The organism is Streptomyces sp. NPDC012794 (assembly GCF_042901085.1).
GTDB lineage: Bacteria > Actinomycetota > Actinomycetes > Streptomycetales > Streptomycetaceae > Streptomyces.
The window spans coordinates 90,719-115,999 of the sequence record NZ_JBIBCI010000001.1 but is presented as its reverse complement, the minus strand read 5'-3'; the positions used below and the strand labels follow the sequence as shown (position 1 = coordinate 115,999).

The following is a 25,281-nucleotide window of genomic DNA, read 5'->3' as shown; positions in this document are numbered from 1 at the left end:
CAGCTTACGCTGTACAACGCCGCGCGGGCCTATCGGGTGTTCCCCGCGCCCCGGAATGTCGGCCCCGGACCACGGAATCTCCCGCTCCGGCGTTCGCGGTCTCCGGACGCTCCGCCGCGCCGGCCGTTCTCCCGCACCCGCCGGCCGTTCTCCCCACCGCCGGCCGAGCCGGACCACGGCGAGGCCCCCGCCGCGGTGAGCGGCAGGGGCCTCGCGGTCCGGAGCGGCGGTGGACCCCCGGGTCAGTGGCCGCTGGCCTTCTCGTACGCCGAGACCACTTCCTCGGTGGGCCCGTCCATCAGGAGCTCGCCCTTCTCCAGCCACAGCACCCGGTCGCAGGTGTCGCGGATGGACTTGTTGTTGTGGCTCACCAGGAAGACCGTGCCGGCCTTCTCCCGCAGTTCGCGGATGCGGTTCTCCGAGCGCACCTGGAAGCTGCGGTCACCGGTGGCCAGCGCCTCGTCGATCATCAGGACGTCGTGGTCCTTGGCCGCCGCGATGGAGAAGCGCAGCCGCGCGGCCATGCCCGAGGAGTAGGTGCGCATCGGCAGGGAGATGAAGTCGCCCTTGTCGTTGATCCCCGAGAAGTCGACGATGTCCTGGTAGCGCTCCTTGATCTGCTCGCGGCTCATGCCCATCGCGAGACCGCCGAGGACCACGTTGCGCTCACCGGTGAGGTCGTTCATCAGGGCGGCGTTCACGCCCAGCAGCGAGGGCTGGCCATCGGTGTAGACCTTGCCGGACTCGCAGGGCAGCAGACCCGCGATGGCGCGCAGCAGGGTCGACTTGCCGGAGCCGTTGGAGCCGATGAGGCCGATGGCCTCGCCCCGGTACGCCGTGAAGGAGACGCCCCGTACGGCGTGGACCCGGCGGACGCCCGGGGCGTCGCCCTTGCCCCGGCGCAGGATCTTGCTCAGCGCGGCGGTGGCACTGCCCTTGCCGGAGCTGCCCGTGTTGACGCGGTACACGATGTGGACCTCGTCCGCGATGACGGTGGGGACGCGCCCCTGGGTGTTGTCAGCCACGGCCGTAACGCTCCTCAGCCTTCCAGAAGTACACGAAGCCGCCGAGGCCGATCAGCACGGCCCAGCCGGCCGCGAAGGCCCACACGTGCGGCGGGAGGTTCTCCCGGCCGTATCCGTCGATCAGCGCGAAGCGGATCAGGTCCATGTAGATCGCGGCGGGGTTCCACTGGAGCACGTCGGCGATCCAGGCCGGCCTGTCCTTCAGCATCTCGTTGATCGAGAACATCACGCCGGACGCGTACATCCACGTACGGGTGAGGAAGGGCATCAGCTGCGCCAGGTCGGGGGTCTTGGACCCCATCCGCGCGAAGACCAGCGCGAGCCCGGTGTTGAAGACGAACTGCAGGACCAGCGCCGGGATCACCAGCAGCCACGACAGCCGCGGGTAGTTCCCGAAGGCGACGGTGACGACGAGCACCACGATCATCGAGTACATGAGCTGCTGGAGCTGCTGCATCGAGAAGGAGATCGGCAGGGAGGCGCGCGGGAAGTGCAGCGCCCGGACCAGGCCGAGGTTGGAGGGGATCGCCCGGACGCCCGCCATCAGCGAGTTCTGGGTGAAGGTGAAGACGAAGATGCCCACCACCAGGAAGGGGATGTAGACCCCCTTCTCCATGCCGCGGCCCGCGTTCAGGATGAGGCCGAAGATCAGGTAGTAGACCAGCGCGTTGAGCAGCGGGGTCGCCACCTGCCAGAGCTGGCCGAGCTTGGCCTGGCTGTATTGCGCCACCAGCTTGGCCCGGGAGAAGGCCATGATGAAGTGGCGCCGCCCCCAGAGCTGCCGCACGTATCCGCCCAGGCTGGGCCGCGCGCCACTGACGGACAGGCCGTACTTCCTGGCGAGCTCCTCGGGACTGAGCCCCGCGTCGTCGGACGGCGGCTTGCTCGTGGCGAGGGCGCCGTCGTGGGTTGTGTCACTCACAAGTTGAAACTTTCCGTCTTCAAGATGCGGCAGGAGGGACGTCGGGGGCTGGAGCGCCGGACCCGTGATGAGGCCCATGGTCCCAGACCCGAGCTTGTCAGATCACGGGCGGCCGGCCCAGCCGCGTCAGCCGCCAGACCGTGCGCCACCTCATCGGACGCCGGGGGCCGCAGGGTGTGGTCCAGCCCTCCTTGAACCCGCCGAACCAGGCCTTGAGCGCGGGCCCCGAGGGCCTGCGCACGAGCGTCAGCGCGAGCCAGACGCCCAGGTAGACCGGGACCAGCGGGGCGGGCAGGTTCCGACGGGCGAGCCACACCCGGTTACGGGCCACCATACGGTGGTACACCGCGTGCCGGGAGGGAGCGGTCGTCGGGTGCAGCAGCACCATGTCCGCCCGGTAGTCGATCAGCCACCCGGCGTCGAGCGCCCGCCAGGCGAGGTCGGTCTCCTCGTGGGCGTAGAAGAACTCCCCGGGCAGCGTACCGACCTGCTCGAACACCTTGGTGCGGACGGCGTTGGCGCCGCCCAGGAAGGTGGTCACGCGGGAGGAGCGCATCGGGTCCGAGGCGCGCAGCCGGGGCACGTGGCGCCGCTGGGTGGTGCCGGTCTCCGGGTCGGCGATGCGGAAGCTGACGATGCCCAGCCGCGGGTCCTCGGCGAAGGCCTGCCGGCACAGCTCGGCGGTGTCGGTGCGTTCCAGCAGCCCGTCGTCGTCGAGGAAGAGCAGGGCGTCGACCTCGCCGCCGCCGGGCCCGAACGCCTCGATGCCGACGTTGCGGCCGCCGGGGATCCCCAGGTTCTCGGGGAGGGAGACGGTGCGCACGCCCTCCGGGAGCCCGGTGACCTCGACGCCCTGGCCGACGACGACCACCTCGACGGGGTCGCCCTCCTGCCGGGCGACCGAGTCGAGGAGCGCCTTCAGCTCGTCGGGGCGGTTGCCCATGGTGATGATCACGGCGCCCAGCCGCATCGGGGCCGTCACTTGAGCCTGCTGGAGGCCAGGACCGACACCAGGTGCAGCAGGGTCTGCAGCAGGGCGATGCCGGCCAGTACGGCGACGCCGAGCCGGGAGAAGAACAGGTCGCCCCGGACCTGGTCGGCGACGGCCAGGACCAGGATCAGCAGCGAGGCCTCGATGCCGAGGATCAGCCGGTGGAACTTGAGCGCGGCGGCGGCCCGGCGGGCGAGCGCCATGCCGGACGAGCGCGGCTCGGCGGCGGACTCCTGGACCACGGGCTTCCCGGCCTGGTGCCGGGCGACGCCGACCAGGTCGGTCTCGGCCTTGATCAGGATCGCGCCGAGGGCGGCGAGGGTGCCGAGGAAGGCCCAGAGCCAGTCGGTCCGCCCGCTGCCCCACAGGTCGGCGGCGCGCAGGCCGAAGCCGACGAGGACGGCCGCGTCGCACAGGTAGGCGCCGACCCGGTCCAGGTAGACACCGGAGAGCGAGTACTGCTTCTTCCAGCGGGCGACCTCGCCGTCGACGCAGTCGAGCAACAGGTACAGCTGGACCGCGACCACGCCGAGGGCGGCGCCGAGCACGCCCGGCACCAGCAGGGCCGGGGCGGCGAGGACACCGGCGAGGGTCATCACGTAGGTCAGCTGGTTGGGCGTGACCTTGGTGGTGACCAGCAGGCGGGTGATGCGCAGGGAGATCTCGCGCATGTACAGGCGACCGCCCCAGTGCTCGCCACTGCGCCGGTCCTTGACGCCCGGCGGGTGAACGACGGGCCGGAGTTCAGCTACGGATGGTCTGGGCATAGTCGGCGTAAGCGTCCCTGATCTCGGCTGCGGACAGGTTGAGGTGCTCCAGGATGGTGAAGCGTCCCGGGCGGGTCTGGGGGGCGTACTCGACCGCCGCGACGAACTCGTCCACGCTGAACCCGATCTCCTCGGGCAGCACGGGCAGGCCGTGGCGGCGCAGGACCTCCGTGAACAGGCCGGACTGCTCGGCGGCCCCGCGCAGGTGCATGGCGAAGGCGGCGCCGATGCCGACCTGCTCGCCGTGGAGCGCGGAGCGCCCGGGGTGGAGCAGGTCGAAGGCGTGGCTGATCTCGTGGCAGGCCCCGGAGGAGGGGCGGCTGTCCCCGCTGATCGACATGGCGATGCCGGAGAGGACGAGGGCCTCGGAGAGCACGGTGAGGAACTCGTCGTCGCCGCATCCGCCGGGATGGCGCAGCACCGACTCGCCCGCGGTACGGGCCATGGCGGCGGCCAGGCCGTCCACGGCCTCGCCGGTGACGCGGTGGGAGAGCTCCCAGTCGGCGATGGCGGAGATGTTGGAGATCGCGTCGCCGACGCCGGCGCGGATGAAGCGGGTGGGGGCCTCGCGGATCACGTCGAGGTCGATCACCATCGCGATCGGCGTGGGGACGCCGTAGGAGCCCCGGCCGTTGTCGTTGTCCAGGATGGACACCGGGGAGCAGATGCCGTCGTGGGAGAGGTTGGTGGCGACGGCCACCATGGGCAGGCCGACCCGCGCCGCGGCGTACTTCGCGACGTCGATGATCTTCCCGCCGCCCAGCCCCACGACGGCGTCGTAGCGGCGGCCCTTTATGTCGTCGGCCAGCTTGACCGCCGAGTCGATGGTGCCGTCGACGACCGGGTACCAGTCGGCGTACGGCAGGGCCGGCTCCAGGCGGGCGCGCAGCGCCTGTCCGGAGCCCCCGCTGATCGCGATCGCGAGCCGGCCGGACGTGGAGATCCGCTGGTCGGCGAGGATGCCGTCCAGCTTGTCCATCGCCCCGCGGCTGATGTCGACGACGACCGGCGAGGGGATCAGCCGCGTCAGTACTGGCATGCGATCGTCCGGCCCTTGGCGAGGTCGTCGTGGTTGTCGATCTCCACCCACTTGACGTCCCCGATGGGGGCGACGTCGATGGTGAAGCCGTCGTTGACGAGCTGCTGGTACCCGTCCTCGTAGTAGAGGTCGGGGTCGCGCTCGAAGGTGGTCTTCAGGGCCTCGGCGAGCTGCTCGGCGGCCTCGGGCTCGATGAGGGTGACGCCGATGTACTCACCGGTCGCGTCGGCCGGGTCCATCAGCTTGGTGATCTTCCGCACGCCCTGTCCGTCGGCGGTGACGACCTTCATCTCCTCCTCGGCCAGGCTCTTGACCGTGTCGAGGGCGAGGATGATCTTCTGGCCGTTGCCGCGGGCGGCGAGCAGGGTCTTCTCGACGGAGACGGGGTGGACGGTGTCGCCGTTGGCGAGGATCACGCCCTGCTTGAGGACGTCACGCGCGCACCACAGGGAGTAGGCGTTGTTCCACTCCTCGGCCTTGTCGTTGTCGATCAGCGTGATCTTGACGCCGTACTTGGCCTCCAGGGCCTCCCGGCGCTCGTAGACGGCTTCCTTGCGGTAGCCGACGACGATGGCGACCTCGGTGAGGCCGACCTCGGCGAAGTTGCCCAGGGTCAGGTCGAGGACGGTGAGGCTGTCCTCCCGGCCCTCCGGGCCGACGGGCACGAGGGCCTTGGGCAGGGTGTCGGTGTAGGGACGCAGGCGGCGTCCGGCACCGGCAGCGAGGACGAGGCCGATCATGCTGGTTCTCCTTCGTCATGTACGGCGGGTGCCCCGGAGGAGACCCAGAAGCGGATGCTCTCGACGAGCACCACGAGTGCCACGAACACGGCCATGGCCGTGAGCGCGACGGGGAACGCGTCACGGGCGAGGACGGCGGCGAGGACCACGGTCAGCAGGACCCGGCCCTCGTGGCCGCCGGTCGTCCGCACCAGCCAGTGCGGCGGGGCGCCCGAGCCGCCACGGATCCGGTAGACCGTGTCGTAGTGATGGTAGGCGACCGCCGCGACCAGTCCGAATGCGGCCGGGAGCGCCCCGGGGACGTCCGCCCGGGCGGCCAGCGCCAGGACCGTCACGTATTCGGCGAACCGGAAGAACGGCGGGATCAGCCAGTCGAGGGGGCCCTTGAGGGGCACGGACACCGCCGCGCCGGCGAGGAACACGTACGCGACGGCGATCGCGATCAGCCAGGGGGTCCCGAAGTCCCGGGTGACCGCCGCGCCGGCCATCAGCACCGAGCCGGCCAGGGCCAGCCAGGGCGCGGCGCGGTTCGGCCGCTTCGTCGGCCGGGGGGAGCCGGTCCAGGCCAGGATGCCGGAGTCGGCGAGGTCCGCGAGGGCCTGGGCGGCCCGGTCCGTACGCTTCGCCTTCCGCGTCACCGAGCGCAGGACGCGGCCGGCGGTGGTGTACAGCGCGCCGAAGGCGCAGCCGATCAGCAGGGCGTAGAAGACGACGCGGGGGCTGGTCACGGCGGTGAGCACCGCGATCATGGCCCAGCGCTCACCGATCGGCAGGATGATCATCCGCCGGACCCAGACGGTCCAGCCGACGCTGTCGAGCCGGCCCGAGAGCGCGGCGGTCGGGCTGGTGTTGGCGGTGGCGTCGTGGTTGGCCTCGTTGAACGAGAAGTCCACCACGTGCCGGCAGGTCATGAGGATCATCGCGCCGAGCGCGAGGGCCCAGACGTCGTCGCCGTTCCTGGCCGCGCCGAGCGCGAGGCCCGCGTAGAAGGAGTACTCCTTCGCGCGGTCGAAGGTCGCGTCCAGCCAGGCGCCCATCGTCGAGTACTGGAGCGAGTACCGGGCGAGCTGCCCGTCGGTGCAGTCCAGGACGAAGGAGACGAGCAGCAGCACACCGGCGGTGACGTAGCCCCAGCGCTCTCCCGTGGCGGCGCAGCCGGCCGCGATCAGCGCGGTGATCAGGGAGGCGGTGGTGACCTGGTTCGGGGTCAGGCCCCGGCGGGCGCACCAGCGGGCGATGTAGCGCGAGTACGGGCTGATGAAGAAGGTGGTGAAGAAGCCGTCGCGGGACTTCACGGCCGTGCGCAGGCGCACCGCCTCGTCGTCCACGGCGGCGACGGCCGCGAGGGCCTGCGCGCGCTCCGCCTCCCCGTCGGGCACGGCCGCGACCAGGCTGCCGAGCTCGGGCCGCTGTACGGCGGTCCCGGCGGCCTCCACGGTCGCGGCGAGCCGGTCCGCGTACGGGCCGGTGCCCGCCGGGGCCAGGCCGGCGGCCTTGTCGAGGGCCGCGCGGGCTCCCGCCTGGACGGCGAAGGCGCCGGTCACCGCGCAGGCGTCGAAGCGCGGGTCGGTCAGCGCGAGGCGCAGGGCGTGCGGATGCCCGACGAAGGCGCTGTCGACGACCGCCACCCGCTCCTGCGCCGGGACTGCGGCGAGGGCGGCGGCGGTGTCTTCGGGACCGGTGGCCGGGCGGACGTCGAACCCGAGCGACCGGAGCTCGTCCTCGAGCGGTGATCCGGGTACCGGCGGGCCGGTGAGGATGACGGTCGGCAGACGAACTCACTCCTTGCGACGGACATTCCCGACGGGCGGGCGCCCCGGGTGGGGGCGGCGGCAGCACGTCGGCAGGGCTGTCGGCAGAGGCTATCGGATGAATGGAAGGGCACATTCACCAGCTCTTCCGGAGCGATCGGACCCCTTCGGAGGCGGGTGTTAGGGTGGACGGCGGCGCGCGCGATCACCGGGCGCGCGGTAAGGATCGGCACGAGAGCCGAATTCCGTGGAGGTGGGTCGATGACCGTCGCAGTGGTCGCCGCCGTGAGCGGCGAACTCCGGTACGTCCCCGTTTCCTCCCGGGTGTCCGGCCGGGTCTGACCCCACACCGGTAAGGCCCCGTCGGCCGGAACCCCCGTCTCCAAGGGTTCACGTTGACCGACCACACCGTTTCTCCTTCCTTCGCCGCCTTCATGGAGCTGCACCGCGGGCTGCCCCGGCGGTCCCCCGGCTCCGACGCCTCCACCCGGCACCTGCTCTCCCTGTGCGGACCGCTGCCCGAGCGACCCCGTGTCCTCGTCCTGGGGTGCGCCCCGGGCCGCGACGCCCTGCTGCTCGCCGCCGAGGCGGGCGGAACGGGCCCCGCCGAGGTGACCGCCGTCGGCCCCTACGGGCCGTTCCTCGACGAGCTGCGCGCGGCCGCCGCGGCACGCGGGCTCGCCGGGCGGGTCCGCACCGTGCCGGCGGACCTCGGCGCACTCCCCCGCGCGGACTTCGAGGACGGCTCCTTCGACCTCGTGTGGGCGGAGGGATCCGCCTTCTCCCCCGGCTTCCGCGGGGAGGTGTCCCGGGGCTTCGACCGGGCGCTCGCCGAATGGAAGCGCCTCCTCGCTCCCGGCGGCCGGCTCGTGCTCAGCGCGTGCGAGTGGACCGTCGAGGAGCCCTCGGCGGGAGCCCGGGCCTTCTGGGACCCGCGGCACCCGCCTCGCTCCACCGCCCGCAACACCGCGGCCGCCCAGGCCGCCGGCTACCGGATCCTGGGTACCCGGCCGCGGCCCGACTCCGGCCCGGCCGAGTACGACGGCCCGCTGGGCGAGCGAGTCCGGGCGGCCAGGGCCGCCTCCGCGCCGGAGGAGGCCGCGCTGGGCCGCGTACACGAGGAGCTCGCCGCACGGGAGCGGTACGGGCACGAGTGCGGGTACACCGGCTACGTGCTGGCCCCGGTGACCGCCGGGGAGGACGGCCGCTGGCGGGCCCGCCCGGAGACCGCGGCCGACTCGATGGCCGTACGGGCCGTCAACCTGGCGGCCTTCGGGACCCCGCTGGAGGCTGATCTGGTGGACGCGCTGCGCGCCGACCCGGGCGCCTGGCTGCCGGGGCTCTCGTACGTGGCGGAGGGCCCGGACGGGTCGGTGGCGGCGCACGCCCTGCTGACCCGCTGCGCGGTGGACGGGGTGCCCGCGCTGGCCCTCGCGCCCGTGGCCGCCGATCCCGCCGTCCAGCGCTCGGGTGCCGGCGGTGCCGTCGTACGGGCGCTGCTCGCGGCCGCGCGGGAGCGCGGGGAGGCGCTGGTGCTGGTGCTGGGGCATCCCTCGTACTACCCGCGGTTCGGTTTCGTGCCCGCTTCGCGGTTCGGGATCAGGGCGCCCTTCGAGGTGCCCGACGAGGCGATGATGGCCCTGGTGCTGGACGATTCGGTTCCGGTGCCGGCGGGCACGATCTCCTATCCGGCCCCCTTCGGGATCTGATCCCCGGCGGACTTCCGCCCCCGCCGCCTACCACGCGGCGGGGGCGGACATGCGTGGATCGCCGAAGTGGGGACAAGCCGCTTTTGTACGGCAGACTGAGGGCCGAAGTCCGAAGCGAAGGATGGGTATGCCGACCACACCAGCCACCGACGCCACCAGCAGCGCGTCCGCCGGCACCGGAGCTCGAGAATCGATCATGCTCGAACTGGTCGACGAGTCCGGCAACACCATCGGCACGGCGGAGAAGCTCGCCGCGCATCAGGCGCCCGGCCTGTTGCACCGGGCGTTCTCCGTGTTCCTCTTCGACGAGCAGGGGCGGCTGCTGATCCAGCGGCGCGCCCTCGGGAAGTACCACTCCCCCGGCGTCTGGTCGAACACCTGTTGCGGTCACCCCTATCCCGGGGAGTCGCCGTTCGCGGCGGCGGCCCGGCGCACCCATGAGGAGCTCGGGCTCTCGCCCTCGCTGCTCGCGGAGGCGGGGACGGTCCGTTACAACCACCCGGACCCGGCGTCCGGACTGGTGGAGCAGGAGTACAACCACCTGTTCGTGGGACTGGCCCAGGCCGCGCTGGACCCGGATCCGGAGGAGGTCGGCGACACCGCCTTCGTCACGGCCGAGGAGCTGGCGAAGCAGCACGCGGAGCAGCCCTTCTCCGCCTGGTTCATGACGGTGCTGGACGCGGCGCGCCCCGCGATCCGCGAGCTGACCGGCGACGCGGCCGGCTGGTAGCCGCTGCGCCGTTCAGGTGCGGAGGCCCGGGTGCGGGCCGTCCGGGGCCGGTCCCCGGGGTTCAGGCCCCGGGCGTCCGGGCGGGGAGCGGCAGCGCCGCCCAGATCACCTTGCCGCCCGTCGCGGTGTGTTCGACGTCGCACACCCCGCCGGCCTCCCGGGTGATCTCCCGGACCAGCAGCAGGCCCCGGCCGCCGGTCTGGCCGAAGTCGGCCTCCAGCGCCTTGGGCCGGTACGGGTGGTTGTCCTCGACGGCCACCCGTACCCACTCCCGGCCCACCGCCACCTCGACGGCGACCTCCGGGGAGAGCAGGGCCGCGTGCCGGACCGAGTTCGTCACCAGTTCGGAGACGATCAGCAGCAGGGAGTACACCAGGTCCTGCTGGGCGGGCACCCCCTGGCGGCCGAGCAGCTCGCGGACCGCGCGGCGGGCCTGCGGAACGGATTCTTCAATCGCGGGTGCGGTGAAACGCCACACCCCCTCGTAAGCAGCGGGAGGGTCGGCCGGAGCCGACACCTCACCTCCCCCGGCCGACGGGATGCTCCCGCTGTCGTTCATCTTCCGGCCCCCGTCTTCACGCTCGATCGTCTCCACGCGTCAAGAGTGGGGAACACCCGGGTGCCGACCACGCTGCTGACCAGAAGTCAGCGTCAATCGGACGCTTTCTGACCACTGGCTTATGACGGAGTCAGTTGTTGGTCTGTTCCTGATCCGGCAGGCTCCGGTTGGCAGCGTCTGTCTCCTCTTCCCTGACCAGTCCGAGGATCCGGCGGGCCCCCAGACCCAGTCCCATCAGGCTGAGTCCGTCGAACAGCAGGGCGAGCGAGAAGAAGGTTCCGATCACGTACAGGCTGTCGCCCGGCCAGCCCGCGAGGATCAGGATGCCCAGCAGGAGCCCGAAGGCGCCCTGGACCAGGGAGATCCCGAAGTTGGCGCCGCGCACCACCAGCGCCCCCACGAGGCGGAAGACCCCGCCGGTGAGGAAGAGCAGGGCCGCGAACATGGTCAGCGCCTCGGCGCTGGCCTCGGGGCGGCGCAGGATCACGAAGCCCGCGGCCAGATTGATCGCGGCGACGATGACGGCCAGCCAGAAGTAGCTGGTCCCGCGCGACTGCACGGCCTGCGCGAGGCCGACGACACCGCCGATGAGCAGCAGCCAGCCGAAGAGGAACATCGAGGTCAGGGTGGCCACGCCCGTGTAGACCAGGCCCACCAGGCCGGCCAGTACGAGGATCACCCCGAGCAGCGCCAGAAGCCCGAAGCTGCGCTTCAGCTCCTTCTTCTCCCGCTGCTGCGGATACGGGTCGCTGCGGTCGGCGCCCATGGACGTGCCACCTCCTCGGCACCCCCCTGGGTCGGATTCCCCTTGATCATAGGATCGGCTGCCCGGGATAGCATCCGGCGCATGGACGCAGCCCTCCACCACACGGTCGCAGACGGGGTCGCCACCGTCGTCATCTCGCACCCCGCCAAGCGGAACGCCATGACCGCCGCGATGTGGCGGGCCCTTCCGGAGCTGCTGGAGCTCCTCGCCGCCGACGAGGCCGTACGGGTGCTGGTGCTGACCGGGGCGGGCCCTACCTTCTGCGCGGGGGCCGACATCTCCTCGCTCACCGGCAAGGAGGACCCCCAGGCCCTGGCGGTGGCCGCGGAGGAGGCCCTGGCCGCCTTCCCGAGGCCGACGGTGGCCGCGATCCGGGGGTTCTGCGTGGGGGGCGGCAGCCAGCTGGCGGCCGCCTGCGACCTGAGGTTCGCGGAGGAGGGCGCGGCGTTCGGGGTGACCCCGGCGAAGCTGGGCATCGTCTACCCGGCCTCCTCCACCCGGCGGCTGGCCTCGGTGGTCGGCCCGGCGTGGGCCAAGTACCTGCTGTTCTCGGCCGAGTTGATCGATGCCGGGACGGCCCTGCGGGCCGGGTTCCTGAACGAGCTGCTGCCGGCGGGCCGGCTGGAGGAGCGGGTGGCCGAGTTCGCGGGGATCCTGGCCACCCGCTCGCTGCTTACGCAGGCCGCCGCCAAGGAGTACGCGGACGGCCGCACCGGACGGGAGGCGTACTGGGCGGGTCAGGCCGCGGCGAGCGGCGACACCGCCGAGGGCGTCGCCGCGTTCCTGGAGCGGCGTGCTCCCGAATTCAGCTGGCGTCCGTCAGGGGATTAGCGGCGCGCAGCCGGGCGACGAGCTCGGCCGGGGCCTTCTCCGGGGAACCGGCGTCGTAGGGCGGCTGGGGGTCGTACTCGCACAGCAGCTGCACCGCCTCGGCGTACGGATCCCCGGCGATCCGGCCGAGCAGGCCGAGCCCCATGTCGATGCCGGAGGACACCCCGGCGGCGGTGACGTACTTGCCGTCGAAGACGACCCGCTCACCGGTGGGCTCGGCGCCGAAGGGGACCAGCCGGTCGAGGTAGAGCCAGTGGCTGGTCGCCCGCCGCCCGTCGAGCAGGCCGGCCGCGGCGAGGAGCAGCGAGCCGGTGCAGACGGAGGTGGTCCAGGTGCTCGTCGCGTCCACGGCCCGCAGCCAGTCGAGGACGGCGGGGTTCTCCATCTCCGCCTCGGGGTCCGGCCCGCCGGGCACGATGACGATGTCCGGCCGGGTCACCTCCTCGAGCGCCTTGTCGGCGACGAGGGCGAGCGCCCCGTTGTCGGTGCGCACGGGGCCCGGGCGCTGTGCGACGAACACGGTCTCGGCGTCCGGCACGCGGCTGAGGGTCTCGTAGGGCCCGACGGCGTCGAGCGCGGTGAAGCGGTCGTAGAGCAGTACGGCGATCTGCATGGCTCCTCCGGAGCGGTAGGCCGCCCCCGGTCGTGGGGCGGAGGTCGATGAGCGGGGCGCTGTGACAACGCCCGTACGGTGCCGGGCGGCACGCCTTCCGCACGCGCCGCGCGTTCTCCCGCGCCGGGGCGCGCGCGGGCAGGGGCGGCGTCAGGAGGGACAGCGGCAGGGGCGCCGCGTCACGAAAGACGGCGGGAACCGCGTCAGGAAGGGCGGCGGCCGAAGCGGCGGCGGTATTCGGCCGGGGGCTGGCCCAGGGTCTTGACGAAGGCCCGGCGCAGCGCCTCCGGCGTCCCGTAGCCGCAGGACCGGGCGATCTGCGCGACGCCCTCGCAGCTGTCCTCCAGCAGCCGCCGCGCGTGATCCACCCGCACCCGCTCCACGTACCTGCCCGGAGTCACGCCCGTCTCCGCCTGGAAGGCGCGCGCGAAGTGTCTCGGCGAGAGGGCCGCCCGTGCCGCCAGGGCCTCCACGCTCAGGTCCCCGCCCGGATGCTCGTTGATCCATTGCTGGACGTCCCGCAGCGGTGCCCGCCGCGCCGTCTGCGCCGCCAGCTGCGCGCTGAACTGCGCCTGGTTGCCGGGCCTGCGCAGGAACACGACCAGGTGGCGGGCGATCAGCAGGGCCGCGTCCCGCCCGAGGTCCTCCTCCACCAGCGCCAGCGCCAGGTCGATCCCGGCGGTGACCCCGGCCGAGGTGGAGACGGGCCCGTCCCGGACGTAGATGGGGTCCGGTTCCACCGACACCCGGGGGTAGTCCCGTGCCATCCGCTCGCAGACCGACCAGTGAGAGGTGGCCCGCCGTCCGTCCAGCAGCCCGGCCTCGGCCAGCAGCAGCCCCCCGGTGCAGACCGACACCAGCCTGCCCGCGCCGCCCCCGTACGCGCGCAGCCAGTCGGTGAGCCTCGGCTCGAAGTCCGCCGTGCGGCGGCCGCCGGGCACCAGCAGCGTGGTCCCGGGGCCGGGGCGGGCGCTCTCCAGGTCCCCGTCGGACAGCAGGGTCAGTCCGCTGCTGGTCCGTACCGGCGCGCCGTGCGGGGAGACGGTACGGATCGCGTACCCCTCCTGCCCCGGAAGGCGGCCGGCTCCGTCGAAGACCTCGACGGGGCCGGTCACGTCCAGGCTCTGCACCCCGTCGTAGAGGACGACGAGCACGTTTCGCGGTGACATGCCTCCATCCTGTGACCACGCTCGCCGTGGCCGCAATGACGGGTGTCCCACCTATACGGACGGGCGTCGGCGCGGGTGCGATCCTTGGGCGTTCCCCGTCCCGCCGTCCGGAGCGCCACCCTGAACACCGTCCTCGCCGAGTCCCTGTCCGTCGTCCTGCTGCTCGCCGTGCTGGCCTTCGCCGTGCTGCGGCCGCGGGGGCTGCCCGAGGCGGCGGCCGCCGCGCCGGCCGCCGGGCTGCTCGTCGCCCTGGGTGTGGTGTCCCCCGCCGATGCCTGGCAGCAGACGCGGGAGCTGCTGCCCGTGGTCGGGTTCCTGGCCGTGATCCTGGCCCTCGCGCAGCTGTGCGCGGACGAGGGGCTGTTCCGGGCCGCCGGGGCGGCCGTGGCCCGCCGGGCCGCCGGGCGCGGGCCGGCCGGGCTGCTGGGCGGGGTGTTCCTGGTGGCCTCGGCGGTCACCGCCACGCTGAGCCTGGACGCCACGGTGGTGCTGCTGACGCCGGTGGTGCTGGCGACGTCCGCCCGGCTGGGCGCCCGGCCCCGCCCGCACGTGTTCGCCACCGCGCACCTGGCGAACTCGGCGTCGCTGCTGCTGCCCGTGTCCAACCTGACGAACTTGCTGGCCTTCACCGCGAGCGGGCTGACCTTCACCCGGTTCGCGGCGCTGATGGCGCTGCCGTGGGCCGCCGCGATCGCGGTGGAGTACGCGGTGTTCCGCCGCTTCTTCCGGGCGGACCTGGCAGCCCCGCCCGAGCACCGGCCAGAGGCGGCGGAACCGGCGCCGGTGCCGCGTTTCGCCCTGGCCGTGCTGCTGCTGACGCTGGCGGGCTTCGCGCTGGCCTCCCTCGTGGGGGCCAGCCCCGCCTGGGCCGCGCTGGCCGGGGCCGTGGCGCTGGGGGCGCGGGCCCTGCGCCGCCGCGAGACCACCCCGCGGCGGCTGGCGGCCTCCACCGCGCCGGCGTTCTGCCTGTTCGTGCTGGCGCTGGGGGTGGTCGTACGGGCCGTGGTGGACCACGGGCTCGGTGACGGGCTCCAGTGGCTGCTGCCCGACGGGGACTCGCTGCCCGCGCTGCTGGCCGTGGCCGGGGTGGCCGCCGTACTGGCCAACCTGATCAACAACCTGCCCGCGGTGCTCGCGCTGCTGCCGCTGGCCGCGCCCGGCGGGGCCGGGGTGGTGCTGGCCGTGCTGATCGGCGTGAACATCGGCCCGAACCTCACGTACGTCGGCTCCCTGGCCACCCTGCTGTGGCGGCGGCTCCTGCACGCGCACGGCGAGGACGTCCGGCTGGGCGCGTTCACCCGGCTCGGGCTGCTCACCACGCCCGTGTCCCTCGCTGCGGCGGTGACGGCCCTGTGGGCGGGGCTGCGGCTGACCGGCCGGTAGGCCCTGTCGTCAGAGTCCCGCCCGGCCCGCGGCGGCGCGCCGATAGGATCGGGGCATCATGACTGCAACCCTCGTCGCCAAGAACCTCACCGCCGCGCACGGTGAGCGCACGCTCTTCGCCGGTCTCGACCTCGTCGTCGCGCCCGGCGACGTCATCGGACTCGTCGGCGTCAACGGCGCCGGGAAGTCGACCCTGCTGCGCCTGCTCGCCGGGCTGGACACCCCGGAGACCGGTGAGCTGCGGCTCTCCCCGCCCGGCGCGGCCGTCGGCCACCTCCCGCAGGAGCCGGAGCGGCGCGACGGCGAGTCGGTGCGGGAGTTCCTCGCCCGCCGCACCGGGGTGGCCGCCGCGCAGGCGGCGCTGGACGAGGCCACGCAGGGCCTCGTGGACGGCACCCCCGGCGCCGACGATGCGTACGCGGAGACCCTCGACCGCTGGCTGGACCTCGGCGGCGCCGATCTCGACGAGCGCGCCCAGGAGGTGGCGGACGAGCTGGGCCTGGCGGTGAGCCTGGACCTGCCGATGTCGGCGCTGTCCGGCGGGCAGGCCGCCCGGGCCGGTCTCGCCTCGCTGCTCCTGTCCCGCTACGACGTCTTCCTGCTGGACGAGCCCACCAACGACCTCGACCTGGCGGGGCTGGAGCGGCTGGAGCGGTTCGTGACGGGGCTGCGCGCGGGCACGGTGGTCATCAGCCACGACCGCGAGTTCCTGACCCGGACCGTCACGAAGGTCCTCGAACTGGACCTGGCACAGCAGCAGATCAACCTCTACGGCGGCGGCTACGCCTCGTACCTGGAGGAACGCGAGCGCGCCCGGGACCACGCCCGCGAGGAGTTCGAGGAGTACGCGGGCAAGAGGTCCGCGCTCGAGGGCCGGGCCCAGATGCAGCGCAACTGGATGGACAAGGGCGTCCGCAACGCCCGCCGCAAGGCGAGCGACAACGACAAGATCGGCAAGAACCTGCGCGGCGAGTCCAGCGAGAAGCAGGCCGCCAAGGCCCGCCAGACGCAGCGGGCGATCGAGCGCCTGGAGGTCGTCGAGGAGCCCCGCAAGGAGTGGGAGCTGCGCATGGAGATCGCGGCGGCCCCGCGCTCCGGGTCGGTGGTGGCGACCCTGCGCGAGGCGGCCGTGGAGCGCGGCGACTTCTCCTTCGGCCCGGCGAGCCTGCAGATCGACTGGGCGGACCGGGTGGCGATCACCGGGGCCAACGGCGCCGGCAAGTCCACCCTCCTCGCGGTGCTGCTGGGCCGACTGGCCCCGGATTCGGGCTCGGCCACGCTCGGCTCGGGCGTGCTGGTCGGCGAGGTGGACCAGGCGCGCGGCCTGTTCCTCGGCGGTGAGCCGCTGCTGGAGGCCTTCTGCGCGGCCGTCCCGGACACCGAGCCGGCGGAGGTGCGTACGCTCCTGGCCAAGTTCGGCCTGAAGGCGGCGCACGTGCTGCGCCCGGCGGCGAGCCTGTCGCCCGGCGAGCGCACCCGCGCGGCCCTCGCCCTGCTCCAGGGGCGCGGGGTGAACCTGCTGGTGCTGGACGAGCCGACGAACCACCTCGACCTGCCGGCGATCGAGCAGCTGGAGTCGGCCCTGGAGGCCTACGAGGGCACCCTGCTGCTGGTCACGCACGACCGCCGGATGCTGGAGGCGGTGCGCGTGACCCGCAGGCTGGAAGTGGCGGACGGGAAGGTCACCGAGCTCTGAGCCGAGAGCTCCGGGGCGGGCACCCTAGAACTCCTTAGGGCCCTTGCCGTGGCTGCGGTGCTTGCGCGGCTCGTCCGGGTCCTGGGCTCCGGGGTGGTCGAGGCGGCTCGCCTCGTCCGTGTCCTCGGCCCGGACGGGGCCGGGCCCCGGCTTCGGCCCGGATCCCCGGGACGTGTGCTGCCGCCCGGGGTGCGGTTTGCGCTGCTGCTGTCCTTCGTCCTCGCCGTGGAGCGGGACGCCTCCGGCGCCGCCTTGCTCGTCCATGGCACGTCCTCCTCTGCCGAGGGCCGCTGTCCCCCTCCTCCGGCGGCTGCCCGGACGGCGGCCCCGCAAACCGGTCCGCTCAGGCCGGCGGGCCGGCCGGGGGGCGCCGGTCGCGGGCCATCCTGCGGGCCACGAAGGTGCGCGGGAGGTGGCGGGCCGCGAAGGCGTACGCCTGGTAGTGGCGGCCCGTGACGCTGATCGGGCGGCGGCGGGCGAGGTCGCGCAGGGCCTTGGCGACCACCGCCTCCGGCTCCAGCCACACCGCGTCGCGCAGGGCGCTGACGTCCATGCCGGCGCGTTCCTGGAACTCTGTGCGGGTGAAGCCCGGGACCACCGCGAGGACCCGGACCCCGTAGGGCTCCATGTCGATCCGGAGGGACTCGCTGAAGGCGGTGATCCACGCCTTCGCGGCCCCGTACGTCCCGGTCGGGAGCAGGCCGGCGACGGAGGAGACGTTGAGCACGGCGCCCCGGCGGCGCTCCCGCAGGCCCGGCAGGAGCGCGTGGGTGAGCCGGAGCGGGACCTTCACGAGGAGGTCGAGCATGCGCTCCTCGTCCTCGACGGGGTTGTACGGGTAGGGCGCGGGCAGGCCGAATCCGGCGTTGTTGACCAGGACGTCGACGGGCCGCGCGGTGTCGGCGAGCCGGCCGGCGACGGTGGCGAGGGCGGCGGGGTCGAGGAGGTCGGCGGGCAGCACCTCGCAGGCGCTGCCGGTCCGGCGGGTGAGTTCGGCGGCCAGGGCCTCCAGGCGGTCCTTGTCCCGGGCGACGAGGACCAGGTCGCAGCCCTTGGCGGCGAAGGCCCGCGCGAAGGCGGCGCCGAGGCCGGCGCTGGCCCCGGTGATCAGTACGGTGGTGGGCACGTGGCGTTCGCTTCCTGCGCGTTCAGGCGGTCCGGGTGGCGGGGGCGAAGGCGGCCGCCGCGGGCGAGCGGTAGGCGCGGGCGACGTCCACGAGGAACCTGGCCTCGTCCTCCAGGCCGCCGCCCTCGATGGAGGTCATCATCGCGGCCGGCAGTTCCAGCGCGGTGGCCCCGGACGCCTGCCCGGGCAGCCCGGCGAGCTTCGTCCTCCGGGCCTCCTTCAGTACGCAGGCCAGCGCGGCGGCCGCGCGCTGCCGCTCGGGGACGTCCGTACCGGCGACGTGGCGGCGTGCGAGCTCGGGCAGCCCCGGGGGGACGTACTCCCCCAGGATCAGGATCGCGTCGCGGGTCTCTATGACCTTGCGGTAGACGAGCAGGTCCCGTGGCACGGGCGGCCAGAGCAGCTCCAGCAGCCGTCCGGTCCGGGGCTCGGTGAACGCCACGTACGGGACGGTTTGGACCAGGTCCCGCCACAGCGGCCACAGCAGCCAGGCGGTGGTGGTGTCGGCGAGGGCGCGGCGCAGCGTGAACAGGGTCGGCACCAGGATGGCGGCGGCGCGCAGCAGGCCGTGCAGGCTCATCAGCAGCGGCAGTGCGGGCAGCGCCCAGGTGCTGCCGAAGAGGGCCTTGAGCAGGTACACGAACCAGAACACCCAGGCGAGCGCGGTGCCCAGGCCGAACAGGCGCAGTCCGAGGGCGAGCGCTCGGCTCTCGGAGCGGCGGCCGTAGCGCCGGCAGACGTGGACGCAGATGGTGTTGGCGATCAGGTGGGCGGAGATCAGCACGAGCCAGTAGGCGAGGGAGGGCACCGGGCTCCCGGCGGGCGGAATGGTGTGCGTGCCGTGCCCGGGCGCGGCGGCGTCCAGGGTGAGGAGGACGCCGATCCAGAGCACGGTGCCCGCCCAGGAGGCGAGCTGGAGCCTGCGGCCGCGGGTGGCGGCGGCGACGAAGTAGAGCACGGCGCCCGCCGACAGGACGCCGATCAGATTGCGGACAAGGCCGACCGTGTGCGCGTACGAGGGCCCGGCGGTCATGGCGTACCGGACGACGGCGGGCAGGTTCAGGGTCATCGCGGCGGCCGCGGTGGCGACCGCGAGCCACAGTCCGCGCTGTTCCGGGGAGCGCAGGGCGCCGGGGGCCCGGAGCAGGACGGCGATCCACAGGCAGACGACGCCGGGGACGGCGAGCCAGTCGCCGAGGGCGGCGAGTTCAGCTGCCATCGCGGTGACCCCGTGCGTAACCCATGGCGGATTCCAGCCGGTCGAGGGAGCTCCGGGGGGCGGTGGCGCGGCAGGGGCGGCCCGGGGCGGAGGTGTGGACGCGGATCATGCTCGCGAGCATCTCCGCCTCCTGCTCCTGGCGGGTGGTGTAGTCGGTGCGGCCGCGGACGACGGGGGCCCGGCCGTCGGTCTCCTCCCCTTCCAGGGAGTGGTGGCCGAAGAGGATGTGCCCGAGCTCGTGGAGCACGATGTGCTCGCGGTGCAGGGGCGTGGTCCGGGCCTCGTAGAAGACGTAGTCCACGGTGTCGGTGCCGACCCACAGCCCGCAGACGCCGGATCCGGCGGCCTCGCTGGGCAGGGGGTGCAGCCGGATGGGCCGGCCGCGCCGGTCGGCCATGTGCGCGCACAGGCCTTCCAGGGAGAACGGGGGCGTCAGATCCAGGTGACCGAGAATCGTCGCGCAGCGTTTGCGCAGACCGAGGTCCCGATAGGGCATGCGATCCCTCTTCGGGCCCTTTCTCGGGCAGCGTCGGTAGGCGTGGGGGGTGGGCATCGGCATGGGGTCCTGTGCCTGGAGGCGGCCTCGGGGGGGGCGGTCCCGGAGGGAGAGCGGGAACGCCCGTCCGCGCGGGCGAACGGGCGAACGGACGTTCCACCATCCCTACAGATCATCCGGGGGAGTTGGCAAGCGCGTCCCCCTGGCGGGGGTGGCTATTCGGCCACCCCTGCCGGTCGCCTGGCCGAGCCGATGCCCGGTGTGCCACTAGGCCGTCTTTTCCGGATCTTGCTCCCCCAGCTACCGCTGGGAGGTGCCCCCAGACCCGCGACGCCTGGCACGGCACCTCGCCGCGTTGTCGGCACAGCCGAGTACGTCCAGTACGCGCGCTGTGCCTTCGTTCTTGCGAGGCACCGCACCAGACGCCGCGGGCTTGACCGGCAAGACCCGAAAGAGACGACCTAGCGGCGCCCCCGGCCTTCCTCCGGTCCGGTCAGGCCGGCCCGGCGAAGGGCGTCGGCCATGGCGCTGTTGGCGGGGGCCGGGGCGCCGGAGCGCTGGCCCGCGCCGCCCTGGCGCCGGGCTCCGCCGCCCTGGCCGCCCTGCCGCCTGCCGTCGCCACCACCCGGGCCCTGGCCCTGCGCCTGGGCCTGGGCCTGGGCCTGGGCCTGGCCGCCGCCGCGCTGCCGCGGGGGCCGGCCGCCACCGCGGCGGTCGCCCTGGCGCTCGTCCCGCTGCCTGGGGGCTCCGGCGCCGCGCTCGGCGCCGGCCTCGTCCTCCAGCCGCAGGGTGAGCGAGATCCGCTTGCGCGGGACGTCCACGTCCATGACCTTGACCCGGACGATGTCGCCCGGCTTGACCACGTCGCGGGGATCCTTGACGAAGGTCTTCGACAGGGCGGACACGTGCGCGAGCCCGTCCTGGTGGACGCCGATGTCGATGAAGGCGCCGAAGGCGGCCACGTTGGTGACCACCCCTTCCAGGATCATGCCGGGCGCCAGGTCGCCGATCTTCTCGACGCCCTCCTTGAAGGTGGCCGTCTTGAAGGCGGGGCGCGGGTCGCGGCCCGGCTTCTCCAGCTCGCGCAGGATGTCGGTGACGGTCGGCAGGCCGAAGGCCTCGGTGACGAACTGCTCGGGCCGCAGGGAGGCCAGGACGGAGGTGTTGCCGATGAGCGCCGCCACCTCGGCGCCCGCCGCCTTGCCCATGGCCCGGACCACGGGATAGGCCTCGGGGTGCACGCTGGAGAAGTCCAGCGGGTCGTCCCCGCCGCGGATCCGCAGGAAGCCCGCGCACTGCTCGTACGCCTTCGGGCCCAGGCGGGCCACGTCCTTGAGGCCCTTGCGGCTGCGGAAGGGGCCGTTGGCGTCGCGGTGGGCGACGATGTTCTCGGCGAGGGTGCCGCTGATGCCCGACACCCGGGAGAGCAGGGGGGCGGAGGCGGTGTTGACGTCCACGCCGACGCCGTTCACACAGTCCTCGACAACCGCGTCGAGCGAGCGGGACAGCTTCACCTCGGACAGGTCGTGCTGGTACTGGCCGACGCCGATGGACTTCGGGTCGATCTTGACCAGCTCGGCCAGGGGGTCCTGGAGGCGGCGGGCGATGGAGACCGCGCCGCGCAGCGACACGTCCATGTCCGGGAGTTCCTGCGAGGCGAAGGCCGAGGCGGAGTACACGGAGGCGCCGGCCTCCGAGACCATCACCTTGGTGAGTCCCAGCTCGGGGTGGCGGGTGATGAGGTCCCCGGCGAGCTTGTCGGTCTCGCGGGAGGCCGTGCCGTTGCCGATGGCGACCAGCTCGACCGCGTGCTCCTTCGCGAGCCGGGCGAGCTTGGCCAGGGACTCGTCCCACCTGTTGGCGGGGACGTGCGGGTGGATCACATCGGTGGCCACGACCTTGCCGGTCGCGTCGACGACGGCCACCTTGACGCCGGTACGGAAACCGGGGTCCAGGCCGAGCGTGGCGCGGGTGCCGGCCGGGGCGGCGAGCAGCAGGTCGCGCAGGTTGGCGGCGAAGACCCGTACGGCCTCGTCCTCGGCGGCGGCGCGCAGCCGGGTCCGCAGGTCGATGCCCAGGTGCACCTGGATCTTCGTGCGCCAGGCCCAGCGGACCGTGTCGGCGAGCCACTTGTCGCCGGGTCGGTCGCGGTCGGCGATGCCGAAGCGGCGGGCGATGAGCCCTTCGTACGTGGAGGGACCGGGCGTGTCGGAGGGCTCCTCGGGCTCCAGGTCGAGGGAGAGGACGTCCTCCTTCTCGCCGCGCAGCATGGCGAGGATCCGGTGGGAGGGGAGGGCGGTGAACGGCTCGGCGAAGTCGAAGTAGTCGGAGAACTTCGCGCCCGCCTCCTCCTTGCCCTCGCGGACCTTCGAGGCGAGCCGGCCGCGGCTCCACATGCGCTCGCGGAGGTCGCCGATCAGGTCGGCGTCCTCGGCGAACTTCTCGGTGAGGATGGCGCGGGCGCCCTCCAGGGCGGCGGCCGCGTCGGCGACGCCCTTGTCCGCGTCCACGAACGCGGCCGCCGCGGCGGCCGGTTCCACCGACGGGTCGGCCAGCAGTCCTTCGGCGAGGGGTTCCAGGCCGGCCTCGCGGGCGATCTGCGCCTTGGTGCGGCGCTTGGGCTTGAAGGGGAGGTAGATGTCCTCCAGCCGGGCCTTGGTGTCGGCCTCGTTGATCCGGGCCTCCAGCGCGGCGTCGAGCTTGCCCTGCTCGCGTACGGAGTCGAGGATCGCGGCGCGGCGGTCCTCCAGCTCGCGCAGGTACCGCAGCCGCTCCTCGAGGGTGCGCAGCTGGGCGTCGTCGAGCATCTCGGTCGCTTCCTTGCGGTAGCGCGCGATGAACGGCACGGTGGAGCCGCCGTCGAGCAGCTCGACGGCGGCCCTGACCTGCCGTTCCCGTACGCCGAGCTCCTCGGCGATCCTGCCTTCGATGGACATGGTCACAGTGCGGTCCCGCCTGCCTTCGTGCGTTTGCGTGGAAGGCTGTCAATTGTGGCAGGTGCCGCGCGCGGACCGGGGGAGCCCCTCAGCCCTTTCCGAAGAGGTCGCGGGGGAAGGCGCCGGCGCCGATGGCCCGGGTGACGAACGCGCCGCCGAGCTCGCCGAGCCGGGCGAGGCCGGCCGCGCCGAGGTGTTCGTACGGGGCGGCGTCGAGGCGGTCGGTCTCGGTCTCCAGGCGCTCGCGCAGCGCGCGGCCCTCCTCGGTGAGCTCGCCGTCGGCGTCCAGGACGCCGCGGTCGCGGAGCCGGCCGGCGGCGGCGTCGAGGTCGGCCTGGTCCCAGCCGCGGATGCTCTTGACCCACTTGGGGGTCATGCCGCGGCCGGTGGCGGTGTGGCTGACCAGGGCCTCCAGCGGGTCCAGGCCGGTCAGCAGCAGTGCGGCGAGGTGTCCGTCGCCGCGGTGCTCGCGCAGCAGGGTGGTGGCGTGCCACAGCCGCAGGTGCGGCTCCTCGGGGACGGGGAGGTCGGCGTGCGCGGCGTACAGGGCCCGGCCGTGGCGGGTGCAGGCCTCGGTGGCGCGCAGGGCGAGGCCGGCGGCTTCGGCGAGTTCGGGTGAGGCGATGACCTCGTCCCCGAGGAGGCGGCGCAGGGTGCTGTCGGCGGCGCGCAGCCGGGCGGCGAGGACCTGTTCGGGGGTGGCGGTGTCCCAGACGGCGGGGAGGTGAGCGGCGACGAGGTCGTGCCGGTAGTTGTAGAAGGCGGCGGTGACCACGCCGGGGCCGACGGCGCCCATGGCGGCGGAGCGGCTGGCGAGGTTGACGGCGACCCGGTGGGTGATGCCGAGGGCGCCGAGCTCGGTGGCCAGGTCCGGGGAGAAGTAGCTGGTGGCGTGGAGGGGGTTGATGGCGGCGTGCCAGACGCGGCGCGCGGCGTGCGGGGGAAGCGTCATGCGCCGCAGGTTACCGACTGCTCAGTATGTCGCGGACGGCAGCCCCTTCCCCGTCCCCCGGCTCTCCGGGAACCGTGCTGTTCCGGCCACTCTGCGCCCTGCCGTCGCCCGCGCATCGGTGCAGCTCGGGCGCTACGCCCGGCCGGCGGCGGGTGGGCTGGGCCGGGTTCGTGACGTCCGAATGGCGATCGTGTGACAGCAGGAGCCATGGACATGACGGGAGCGATCACGGGTGAATACCGTCGAACGACGAACGACGAACGACGTCGCGACGAACGGCGAACCCCGGACGTCGGACCCCGAACCGACGCGCCTCCCCTACCCCTTGGAGCTCTTCGTGCACCGCAAAGTCATCGCCCCGAGCGTCCTGGCCGCCTCCCTCCTGCTGGTGATCCCGGCGTCGGCGGCCGGCGGGGGGCCGGGCGCCCCGGGCATCGGTGACAGCTACTACCCGGCCAGCGGGAACGGCGGCTACGACGTCTCCCACTACGACCTGCGCCTGAAGTACCAGCCCGGGACGGACCTGCTGGAGGGCACGGCCACCCTGCTGACCACCGCGAAGCAGGACCTGTCCCGGTTCAACCTCGACTTCGGCCTCAAGGTCAGCGAGGTCCGGGTCAACGGGGTCAAGGCGAAGTTCGCCACCTCCGGCGCGCACGAGCTCGAAGTGACGCCCGCCCAGCCGCTGCAGAAGGACCGTCAGGCGACTGTCGTCGTCAAGTACGCCGGTAAGCCCTCGGAATTCAAGGTCGACGGCTGGTCGGCCTGGCAGCGGACCCCGGACGGCGGCGTGGCGGCCCAGGAGCCCGACGCGGCCGCCTGGTGGTTCCCCAGCAACGACCACCCCCTGGACAAGGCCACCTTCGACGTGTCGGTCAACGTCCCGGACGGCACTCAGGCCATCAGCAACGGCGTCCTCCAGTCGCAGAGTTCGAGACTCGGCTGGACCCGCTACAACTGGCGCTCCAACAAGCCGCAGGCGACCTACCTGGCCACGCTCGCGATCGGCAAGTTCGACATCACCACCGGCAAGACGGCGAACGGCCTGCCGATCCTGAACGCGTACAGCAAGGACCTCGGCGACAACGCCGGCGCGGCGCGCGCCAGCGTGGAGCGGACCGGCGAGGTCGCGGAGTGGCTGGAGGGGGTCTTCGGCCCGTACCCCTTCAACGCGCTCGGCGGCTACGTCCCGAACGTGCCCAGCGGGTTCGCACTGGAGACCCAGACGCGGCCGTTCTACAGCCCGCGCCAGTTCGCGAACGGCGCCAACGTCTCGGTCGTCGTGCACGAGCTCGCCCACCAGTGGTACGGCGACAGCGTGTCCGTCGACAACTGGAAGGACATCTGGGTCAACGAGGGCTTCGCCCGCTACAGCCAGTGGCTCTGGTCGGAGAAGGAGGGCGAGGGCACCGCCCAGGAGCTCGCCGAATGGACGTATGCCTCCCGCCCCGCCGAGGACCCGTTCTGGCAGGTCAAGCCCGGTGACCCGGGTCCGGACAACCAGTTCCACGGGGCGGTGTACGACCGTGGGGCGCTCGCGCTCCAGGCGCTGCGCAACGAGATCGGCGACGAGAAGTTCTTCACGATCCTCAAGGGCTGGCCGACCGAGCGGGCCTACGGCAACGCCAAGGTCGGGGACTTCGTCCGGTACGCGGAGAAGGTCTCGGGCAAGCCGCTCGCGCAGCTCTTCGAGACCTGGCTGTACACCCCGGGCAAGCCGGCCTTCGCCCCGCCGGCCGCCAAGGCCGGCGTCCGCGCCCTCCAGTCCCCGGCCGGACCGGCCGCCGAGCCCAAGTCCTGGAAGAAGATCGCCGCGACGAACTCGGTCCACGACCACTGACCCACGGCGGTACGCGGACCC

23 protein-coding genes are annotated in these 25,281 nt (G+C 73.2%); 6 read left to right on the top strand and 17 right to left on the bottom strand.

The annotated features are described in order from the left end of the window. Nucleotides 1–242 precede the first annotated feature (242 nt). The 7 genes from ACFY7H_RS00545 to ACFY7H_RS00515 form a co-directional block, all read right to left on the bottom strand. Nucleotides 243–1,025, bottom strand: coding sequence for an ABC transporter ATP-binding protein (locus ACFY7H_RS00545; RefSeq protein ID WP_388930983.1), 783 nt, complete (start codon nucleotides 1,023–1,025; stop codon nucleotides 243–245). Continuing rightward, complete coding sequence (locus ACFY7H_RS00540) at nucleotides 1,018–1,947, bottom strand: ABC transporter permease (RefSeq protein WP_388930980.1); 930 nt, start codon at nucleotides 1,945–1,947, stop codon at nucleotides 1,018–1,020. Before ACFY7H_RS00540 ends, ACFY7H_RS00545 begins: the two co-directional genes overlap by 8 nt. 97 nt (nucleotides 1,948–2,044) lie before the next feature. Beyond that, the gene (locus ACFY7H_RS00535) at nucleotides 2,045–2,917 is read right to left on the bottom strand and encodes a glycosyltransferase family 2 protein (RefSeq protein ID WP_388932214.1); all 873 of its coding nucleotides are present in this window, start codon (nucleotides 2,915–2,917) and stop codon (nucleotides 2,045–2,047) included. A gap of 8 nt (nucleotides 2,918–2,925) precedes the next feature. Continuing rightward, a complete protein-coding gene (locus ACFY7H_RS00530) occupies nucleotides 2,926–3,705 on the bottom strand; it encodes a CDP-alcohol phosphatidyltransferase family protein (RefSeq protein WP_388930978.1) in 780 nt (259 codons plus the stop codon). Next, on the bottom strand, nucleotides 3,683–4,744 hold the full coding sequence (locus tag ACFY7H_RS00525; protein ID WP_388930976.1) for an iron-containing alcohol dehydrogenase family protein: 1,062 nt from the start codon (nucleotides 4,742–4,744) through the stop codon (nucleotides 3,683–3,685). Before ACFY7H_RS00525 ends, ACFY7H_RS00530 begins: the two co-directional genes overlap by 23 nt. Next, entirely contained in the window at nucleotides 4,732–5,484 is a 753-nt protein-coding gene (locus ACFY7H_RS00520; protein WP_388930972.1) for a sugar phosphate nucleotidyltransferase, read from the bottom strand. The genes ACFY7H_RS00525 and ACFY7H_RS00520 overlap by 13 nt, the downstream gene beginning before the upstream one ends. After that, entirely contained in the window at nucleotides 5,481–7,256 is a 1,776-nt protein-coding gene (locus tag ACFY7H_RS00515; protein ID WP_388932213.1) for a DUF5941 domain-containing protein, read from the bottom strand. Before ACFY7H_RS00515 ends, ACFY7H_RS00520 begins: the two co-directional genes overlap by 4 nt. Nucleotides 7,257–7,630: 374 nt before the next feature. Here ACFY7H_RS00515 and ACFY7H_RS00510 point away from each other — a divergent pair, with 374 nt between their 5' ends. Both ACFY7H_RS00510 and idi read left to right on the top strand, forming a co-directional pair. Then, nucleotides 7,631–8,944, top strand: a complete 1,314-nt coding sequence (locus ACFY7H_RS00510) for a methyltransferase domain-containing protein (RefSeq protein WP_388930970.1) — start codon at nucleotides 7,631–7,633, stop codon at nucleotides 8,942–8,944. A 127-nt stretch (nucleotides 8,945–9,071) separates the two neighbouring features. Next, nucleotides 9,072–9,674: an isopentenyl-diphosphate Delta-isomerase gene (gene idi, locus ACFY7H_RS00505; RefSeq protein WP_388930967.1), complete on the top strand. Its 603-nt coding sequence runs from the start codon at nucleotides 9,072–9,074 to the stop codon at nucleotides 9,672–9,674. Nucleotides 9,675–9,735: 61 nt separating this feature from the next. Here idi and ACFY7H_RS00500 read toward each other — a convergent pair whose 3' ends face one another. Both ACFY7H_RS00500 and ACFY7H_RS00495 read right to left on the bottom strand, forming a co-directional pair. Then, the gene (locus ACFY7H_RS00500) at nucleotides 9,736–10,269 is read right to left on the bottom strand and encodes an ATP-binding protein (RefSeq protein WP_388930964.1); all 534 of its coding nucleotides are present in this window, start codon (nucleotides 10,267–10,269) and stop codon (nucleotides 9,736–9,738) included. 94 nt (nucleotides 10,270–10,363) lie between these two features. Beyond that, complete coding sequence (locus ACFY7H_RS00495) at nucleotides 10,364–10,999, bottom strand: HdeD family acid-resistance protein (RefSeq protein WP_388930961.1); 636 nt, start codon at nucleotides 10,997–10,999, stop codon at nucleotides 10,364–10,366. A gap of 81 nt (nucleotides 11,000–11,080) precedes the next feature. Between ACFY7H_RS00495 and ACFY7H_RS00490 the strand changes: the two genes are divergently transcribed. Continuing rightward, nucleotides 11,081–11,830: an enoyl-CoA hydratase/isomerase family protein gene (locus ACFY7H_RS00490; protein ID WP_388930958.1), complete on the top strand. Its 750-nt coding sequence runs from the start codon at nucleotides 11,081–11,083 to the stop codon at nucleotides 11,828–11,830. Here ACFY7H_RS00490 and ACFY7H_RS00485 read toward each other — a convergent pair. Together ACFY7H_RS00485 and ACFY7H_RS00480 are read right to left on the bottom strand one after the other, a co-directional pair. Next, nucleotides 11,805–12,443 (bottom strand): DJ-1/PfpI family protein, encoded by a 639-nt coding sequence (locus ACFY7H_RS00485; RefSeq protein WP_388930955.1) that lies wholly within the window; start codon nucleotides 12,441–12,443, stop codon nucleotides 11,805–11,807. The genes ACFY7H_RS00490 and ACFY7H_RS00485 overlap by 26 nt on opposite strands. 203 nt (nucleotides 12,444–12,646) lie before the next feature. Beyond that, on the bottom strand, nucleotides 12,647–13,612 hold the full coding sequence (locus ACFY7H_RS00480) for a GlxA family transcriptional regulator (RefSeq protein ID WP_388930952.1): 966 nt from the start codon (nucleotides 13,610–13,612) through the stop codon (nucleotides 12,647–12,649). Between the two features lie 84 nt (nucleotides 13,613–13,696). On the opposite strand from ACFY7H_RS00480, the gene ACFY7H_RS00475 reads away from it, so the two are divergent. Further along, nucleotides 13,697–14,995 (top strand): SLC13 family permease, encoded by a 1,299-nt coding sequence (locus tag ACFY7H_RS00475; RefSeq protein ID WP_388930949.1) that lies wholly within the window; start codon nucleotides 13,697–13,699, stop codon nucleotides 14,993–14,995. Between the two features lie 58 nt (nucleotides 14,996–15,053). Further along, nucleotides 15,054–16,691, top strand: a complete 1,638-nt coding sequence (locus ACFY7H_RS00470; protein WP_388930947.1) for an ABC-F family ATP-binding cassette domain-containing protein — start codon at nucleotides 15,054–15,056, stop codon at nucleotides 16,689–16,691. A 24-nt stretch (nucleotides 16,692–16,715) separates the two neighbouring features. Here the strand turns inward: ACFY7H_RS00470 and ACFY7H_RS00465 are convergent, their stop codons facing one another. The 6 genes from ACFY7H_RS00465 to ACFY7H_RS00440 all read right to left on the bottom strand — a co-directional run bounded on the left by ACFY7H_RS00465 (nucleotide 16,716) and on the right by ACFY7H_RS00440 (nucleotide 23,420). Next, a complete protein-coding gene (locus tag ACFY7H_RS00465; RefSeq protein ID WP_388930944.1) occupies nucleotides 16,716–16,955 on the bottom strand; it encodes a hypothetical protein in 240 nt (79 codons plus the stop codon). Between the two features lie 79 nt (nucleotides 16,956–17,034). Then, complete coding sequence (locus ACFY7H_RS00460) at nucleotides 17,035–17,817, bottom strand: SDR family NAD(P)-dependent oxidoreductase (RefSeq protein ID WP_388930941.1); 783 nt, start codon at nucleotides 17,815–17,817, stop codon at nucleotides 17,035–17,037. Between the two features lie 22 nt (nucleotides 17,818–17,839). Then, on the bottom strand, nucleotides 17,840–19,036 hold the full coding sequence (locus tag ACFY7H_RS00455; RefSeq protein WP_388930939.1) for an MAB_1171c family putative transporter: 1,197 nt from the start codon (nucleotides 19,034–19,036) through the stop codon (nucleotides 17,840–17,842). Further along, the gene (locus ACFY7H_RS00450; protein WP_388930936.1) at nucleotides 19,026–19,532 is read right to left on the bottom strand and encodes a hypothetical protein; all 507 of its coding nucleotides are present in this window, start codon (nucleotides 19,530–19,532) and stop codon (nucleotides 19,026–19,028) included. The genes ACFY7H_RS00455 and ACFY7H_RS00450 overlap by 11 nt, the downstream gene beginning before the upstream one ends. Nucleotides 19,533–19,993: 461 nt before the next feature. Next, a complete protein-coding gene (locus ACFY7H_RS00445) occupies nucleotides 19,994–22,474 on the bottom strand; it encodes a Tex family protein (RefSeq protein WP_388930932.1) in 2,481 nt (826 codons plus the stop codon). An 82-nt stretch (nucleotides 22,475–22,556) separates the two neighbouring features. After that, the gene (locus tag ACFY7H_RS00440) at nucleotides 22,557–23,420 is read right to left on the bottom strand and encodes a hypothetical protein (protein WP_388930930.1); all 864 of its coding nucleotides are present in this window, start codon (nucleotides 23,418–23,420) and stop codon (nucleotides 22,557–22,559) included. A 337-nt stretch (nucleotides 23,421–23,757) separates the two neighbouring features. On the opposite strand from ACFY7H_RS00440, the gene ACFY7H_RS00435 reads away from it, so the two are divergent. Beyond that, nucleotides 23,758–25,260: a M1 family metallopeptidase gene (locus ACFY7H_RS00435; RefSeq protein WP_388930928.1), complete on the top strand. Its 1,503-nt coding sequence runs from the start codon at nucleotides 23,758–23,760 to the stop codon at nucleotides 25,258–25,260. The last annotated feature ends 21 nt before the right edge of the window (nucleotides 25,261–25,281 follow it).